This is a genomic window from Micromonospora sp. S4605 (assembly GCF_003176715.1).
GTDB classification, from domain to species: domain Bacteria; phylum Actinomycetota; class Actinomycetes; order Mycobacteriales; family Micromonosporaceae; genus Micromonospora; species Micromonospora echinaurantiaca.
On sequence record NZ_QGSW01000129.1, the window covers coordinates 1 to 5,433 of the forward strand.

Genomic DNA, 5,433 nt, shown 5'->3' on the forward strand with positions numbered 1-5,433 from the left:
CCCGGCGACCGTCCCACCCAGCCGCCCGGCGACCGGGCGTCCGGTGGCGGGGAGACCGCGCAGACCCTGGACCGAGGGCTGCGACTGCTGCACCTCGTGGCCGACGCGCCGGGCGGGCTGACCGTCACCGAGGCGGCGAACCGGCTGGGCATCGGCCGGGCCGCGGTCTACCGCCTGGTCGGCGCGCTGACCGGGCACGGCATGTTGCGCCGCGACGGGGAGGGCCGGCTGCGCCTCGGCGCCGGGGTGCTGCACCTGGCCCGGCGGGCCCAGCCGCTGCTCGCCGAGGGGGCGCTGCCCGCGCTGCGCCGGCTGGCCGAGCAGGCGGGCGCCACCGCCCACCTGACCGTCGTCGAGGGCGGCGAGGGGGTCGCCATCGCGGTGGTCGAGCCGAGCTGGACGTCGTTCCACGTCGCGTACCGGACCGGGGCCCGGCATCCGCTGGAGCGCGGGGCGGCCGGGCGGGCCATCCTCGCCGGTCGGTCGGGCGCCGCCGGCCCGGTGAGCAGCGCCGGCGAACTCCAGTCCGGGGCGTACGGGGTGGCCGCCCCGGTGCTCGGGGTGCCCGGCCTGGAGGCGAGCGTCGGCGTGGTGGCGCTGGCCCCGCTGGACACCGACGCGGTCGGTGCCCAGGTCCTCGCCGCCGCCCAGGCCATCGCCACCGCCCTCGCCTGACCCGGCCCGGCCCGCCGGCCGCCCCGGATGCGGCATCTCGCGGTGTCCGGACCCCGAGGAAGGCGCGACATACCGCACACGGAGTTGATCAGTCACGCTCATACCACGTCCGATGGCCGCCGGATGAGTTATCCACAAGCGGCGTAGCCCGCCCGGCGGCCGGTTGTCCACAGGGGTGTCGGGGGTGGGTGGACGGGCCCCACGCTGGTCGGCATGCCCTCGATCCCATCCCGCCCGGCCGCCCTGGCCTGGCAGGTCTTTCGCGGTTCTGAGGCGGTCCGCCGCGGCCTGCTCACCTCGCATCAGCTCCGCAGTGCCGCCTGGGTCCGGCTGCGTCGCGACGTCTACGCCGACACCCGGCTCGACCGCGATCACGCCCTCGCCTGTCGAGCGGCGGCGCTCCAGTTACCCGCCGACGCGGCGATCGCCGGGCCGTCCGCCGCCTACCTGCACGGGGTCGAGCACGCCGCCGGCTTCACCGATCACGTCCACGTGATCGTTCCCCGCGGCGTCGGGCTACGGAGTCAGCGAGGGCTGCGCGTGCACTCGATGGCCGCACCAGACGTGACCCGCTCCGCTGGGACCGTCGTATTCGATCCGCCGCGGACGGGTCCCGCCCGGGCCGCCTGGGAGACGGCGGTGTGGCTTGATCCGGTCCGCGCGGTGGGGATCATCGACACTCTGCTCGCGCGAGGGCTGACGACTCGCGCCGCCTTGGCGGACATCGCCCGTCAGAACGCCGAACGGCCCGGCGGAGGGCGGGCCCGTTGGGTGTTCGACCTGGCCGATCCCGGTGCCCAGTCTCCGCCGGAATCCCACCTGCGCGTTCGGCTGATGTTCGCCGGGCTGCCCCGGCCGGTCGTACAGCACCCCGTCCGCCTGCCGAACGGCCTCGTGCTCCACCCTGACCTCGCCTGGCCCGACTATCGGGTCGCCGTGGAGTACGACGGGCACTGGCACGCCGACCCCGATCAGCTGCACGCCGACCGTCGGCGGCTCAACCAGCTCGTCGCCGCCGGATGGCTGGTGCTGCACGTGACCAGCCGCCGGCTGCACCGGGACTTCCCGGGGGTGCTGCGCGAAATCCGGTCCGCCCTGGCCGGGCGCGGCTGGCGCCGCTCGCGAACGGCCGAGTGATCGACTCGATATGCGGCGAACAGGGTCTTCGGACAGGGTCGACAGCCCAGGATGCCGCATCCCGATCCCCGGCGGCGCCACGACCACCCGATCGGGGCCCGCTGGGCCGAGGGTCAGCGGTCGGCGGCGAGGACGGGTCGGGCCGGATCGGTGTCCGCCGCCGGAACCAGGTCCGTCCCGCGCAGCTCGTCGAGGCGGACCAGGGCGACCCCGGCGACGATCAGCGCACCGCCGAAGAGCTGCACCACGGTCGGCAGCTCGCCCAGCACCAGCCAGGCGATGAGCACCGCGAACATCACCTCGGTCAGCCCGACGAAGGACGACAGCCGGGGGCCGAGGATCCGGGCGCCGGCGATCCCGCTCAGGTACGCGACCACGGCGGCCACCAGGGAGAGGCCGGCGATCGGCACCAGCCAGCTGGTGACCTGCCCGGCGAAGCTGACGTCGCCGAAGGTGGCGTGCAGCGGCAGCGCGCCGGTGAGCCCGACCGCGAGCAGGATGGCGCCGCCGACCGCCATCCCGCCGCTGGCCATCACCACCGAGGGCAGCTCGGCGTCGACCCGGCCGGCCAGGACGAAGTAGCCGGCCAGGCCGACCGCCGCGCCGAGGCCCCAGAGCACGCCCACCGGGTCGAGCCGGCCGGCGCCGGTGAGGTCGAGGACGAAGACCAGCCCGGCCAGGGCGGCCACTGAGCCGGCCACGGTCAACCGGCGGGGGCGCTGCCCGTGGACCAGCCACGTCCAGCCGACGACCAGGATGATGCCGAGGTATTCCAGCAGCAGCGCGACGCCGACCGGCAGGTAGCGGACCGCGTTGAAGAAGCAGACCTGGGCGAGCGCCACCCCGAGCAGTCCGAAGACGCCGAGCACGCCGAGGTTACGACGCAGCACGTGCCACTTTCCGCGCAACGAGACCGCCGCCGGCACGGCCACCACCAGCGCGGCGATGCCGACCCGGGCGATCACGGCGGAGGGGGCCGACCAACCGGCCTCGATCAGCGAGCGGGCGAAGGTGCCGGACGTGGCGAACGTGACCGCGGAGAGCAGGGCCAGGCCGAGGCCGACCCCGGCGGCGGGTGGTTGACGCATGGGCTCTCCTTGGCACGAGCGGACCGTCATGGGCAAACTATGGTTATGCCGATGACGCTAGGCCGGCACCCCGACAGGAGTCAAGTTGCTCTTCGCCCATGACACCGAATGCTCCCTGATCGCCGCCGCGGCACTCGTCAACACCGACGGCACCGACGGCGAGGGCCTGCCCGACGTCGCCGCGCTGGACGCCTTCTTCGTGGCCCACTCCTACAGCGGACGGCACGAGCACACCGAGGCCGAGCTGGAGTCGGTACGCGAGCTACGCCCCCGGCTCCGCCGGATCTGGCACGCCGATGCCGACGAGATCGTCCGGATCGTCAACGGGCTGCTCCGCGAGCACAACGCGCTGCCGCAGCTCATCACGCACGACGACGAGCCGTACCACATCCACGCCGTGCCCCGGGACGCGCCGCTGGCGACCCGGATGGCGGTCGAGGCGGCGATGGCGATCGCCGACCTGGTCCGCAGCGGCGAGCTGAGCCGGCTGCGGACCTGCGAGCGTCCCGGCTGCGACGACGTGCTGGTCGACCTGTCGAAGAACCGCTCCCGCCGGTTCTGCGACGCCAGTTGCGGCAACCGGGCCGCGGTCAGCGCCTACCGGGCCCGCAAGGCGGCCGCCGCCCAGCGCTGACCCCCGCGACACCCGCCCCGCCGTCGGGCCGGACTCAAGGCCTCCGCCCGACGCTGACCCGTGGGTGCCACCGCCCCCGGCCGGCCCGCAGGCCGGGCTCAGGGGTGGGTCATCCGGAGCAGGTCGAGCGCCTCCTCCAGCTGGGTCTCGCTGAGCTTGCCGGAGTCCACGTGCCCGCGGGCGATCACCACCTCGCGGATGGAGATCTGCTTGGCCAGCGCCTCCTTGGCGATCGAGGCGGCCTCGTCGTAGCCCACGTACCGGTTCAGCGGGGTGACGATCGACGGCGAGCCCTCCGCGTACGCCAGGCAGACCTCGGCGTCCGCGACCAGGCCGACCACGCAGCGGTCGGCGAGCAGGCGGCTCGACGCGGCCAGCAGCCGGATCGACTCCAGGATGTTGCGGGCCATCACCGGCAGCATGACGTTCAGCTCGAAGTCGCCCTGCGAGCCGGCGAACCCGACCGTCGCGTCGTTGCCGATCACCTGGGCGCAGACCTGCCGGACCGCCTCGCAGACCACCGGGTTGACCTTGCCCGGCATGATCGACGAGCCCGGCTGGAGGTCCGGGATGCGCAGCTCGCGCAGGCCGGCCCGCGGGCCGGAACCCATCCAGCGGATGTCGTTGGCCATCTTGTAGAGCCCGACCGCGACGGTACGCAGCTGGCCGGAGGTCTCCACCAGGGCGTCTCGGGCGCCCTGCGCCTCGAAGTGGTTGCGGGCCTCGGTGAGCGGCAGCCCGGTCGACTCGCGCAGCTTGGCGATCACGGCGGCGGCGAAGCCGAGCGGGGTGTTGATGCCGGTGCCCACCGCGGTGCCGCCGAGCGGCAGTTCGGCCAGCCGGGGCAGCGCCGCCTCCAGCCGCTCGATGCCGTAGCGGACCTGGGCGGCGTAACCGCCGAACTCCTGCCCGAGGGTCACCGGCGTGGCGTCCATCAGGTGGGTACGCCCCGCCTTGACCACCGTCTCGAACTCCTCCGCCTTGGCCTCCAGCGCCCCGGCGAGGTGGTCCAGCGCGGGCAGCAGGTCACGGGCCACCGCCTCGGTCGCGGCCAGGTGGATCGAGGACGGGAAGACGTCGTTGCTGGACTGCGAGGCGTTCACGTCGTCGTTCGGGTGCACGTCACGGCCCAGCTCCCGGCTGGCCAGGGTGGCGATCACCTCGTTGGTGTTCATGTTGGACGAGGTGCCCGACCCGGTCTGGAAGACGTCGACCGGGAACTGGTCGTCGTAGCCGCCGTCGGCCACGTGCGCGGCCGCCGCGGCGATCGCCGACGCCACGTTCGCGTCGATCACCCCCAGTTCGCCGTTGACCTCGGCCGCCGCCCCCTTGATCTGGGCCAGCGCCCGGATCTGGGCCGGCTCGATGCCCCGGCCCGAGATCGGGAAGTTCTGCACCGCGCGCTGGGTCTGCGCCCGCCACAGCGCCTCGGCGGGCACCTCCACCTCGCCCATCGAGTCGCGTTCGATCCGGTATCCCGTCGCCTCTGGAGTCGTCACGCGTACCATCCTGCCGCGCCGAGAGGCACCGTGCAGATGATCGCGCCGAGCGGACCCGCGCGGCTCGGACGGGATTGGGCCGCCCATGTCCCACCGGCATCTCGGTACAGGACGAGCGCCAGCGCACTCGTTCCAGAGTTGGCGTCTCGCGGCAGGTGAGCGTCCGGCCCTCAAGGGGTATCATTACGGTCGCCAGGAGCAGTAGCTCCTTGGAAGTGAACCCGGCAGCCTTCCGGACGGTGGGTGGGCCGGGTTTCGCGCTTCCGGCCTCTCAGAGCCTGGTAAATAAGGGTTTCAGGTGTTCTGGTGGCGGGCGAGGCGGCGGGCCATGACGATGACCATGGCCCACTGGACCATCGCGGCGTGGTGGGCGGGCAGCCGTTCGTAATCGCGGACGGTG

The 5,433-nt window shown here is 73.6% G+C and carries 5 protein-coding genes; 3 read left to right on the top strand and 2 right to left on the bottom strand.

The window, feature by feature from the left end; genetic code table 11:
- Nucleotides 1-66: 66 nt before the first annotated feature.
- Together DLJ47_RS08495 and DLJ47_RS08500 are read left to right on the top strand one after the other, a co-directional pair.
- Nucleotides 67-675: an IclR family transcriptional regulator gene (locus DLJ47_RS08495; protein WP_109899512.1), complete on the top strand. Its 609-nt coding sequence runs from the start codon at nt 67-69 to the stop codon at nt 673-675.
- A 213-nt stretch (nt 676-888) separates the two neighbouring features.
- Nucleotides 889-1,812, top strand: coding sequence for a DUF559 domain-containing protein (locus tag DLJ47_RS08500; RefSeq protein ID WP_109899509.1), 924 nt, complete (start codon nt 889-891; stop codon nt 1,810-1,812).
- A 113-nt stretch (nt 1,813-1,925) separates the two neighbouring features.
- Here the strand turns inward: DLJ47_RS08500 and DLJ47_RS08505 are convergent, their stop codons facing one another.
- The gene (locus tag DLJ47_RS08505; protein ID WP_109899510.1) at nt 1,926-2,900 is read right to left on the bottom strand and encodes an EamA family transporter; all 975 of its coding nucleotides are present in this window, start codon (nt 2,898-2,900) and stop codon (nt 1,926-1,928) included.
- An 85-nt stretch (nt 2,901-2,985) separates the two neighbouring features.
- Here DLJ47_RS08505 and DLJ47_RS08510 point away from each other — a divergent pair, with 85 nt between their 5' ends.
- Nucleotides 2,986-3,534, top strand: a complete 549-nt coding sequence (locus tag DLJ47_RS08510) for a CGNR zinc finger domain-containing protein (RefSeq protein WP_109899511.1) — start codon at nt 2,986-2,988, stop codon at nt 3,532-3,534.
- A gap of 98 nt (nt 3,535-3,632) precedes the next feature.
- On the opposite strand, the gene DLJ47_RS08515 is transcribed toward DLJ47_RS08510, so the two are convergent.
- Nucleotides 3,633-5,042, bottom strand: coding sequence for a class II fumarate hydratase (locus DLJ47_RS08515; RefSeq protein WP_199235755.1), 1,410 nt, complete (start codon nt 5,040-5,042; stop codon nt 3,633-3,635).
- Nucleotides 5,043-5,433: the final 391 nt, after the last annotated feature.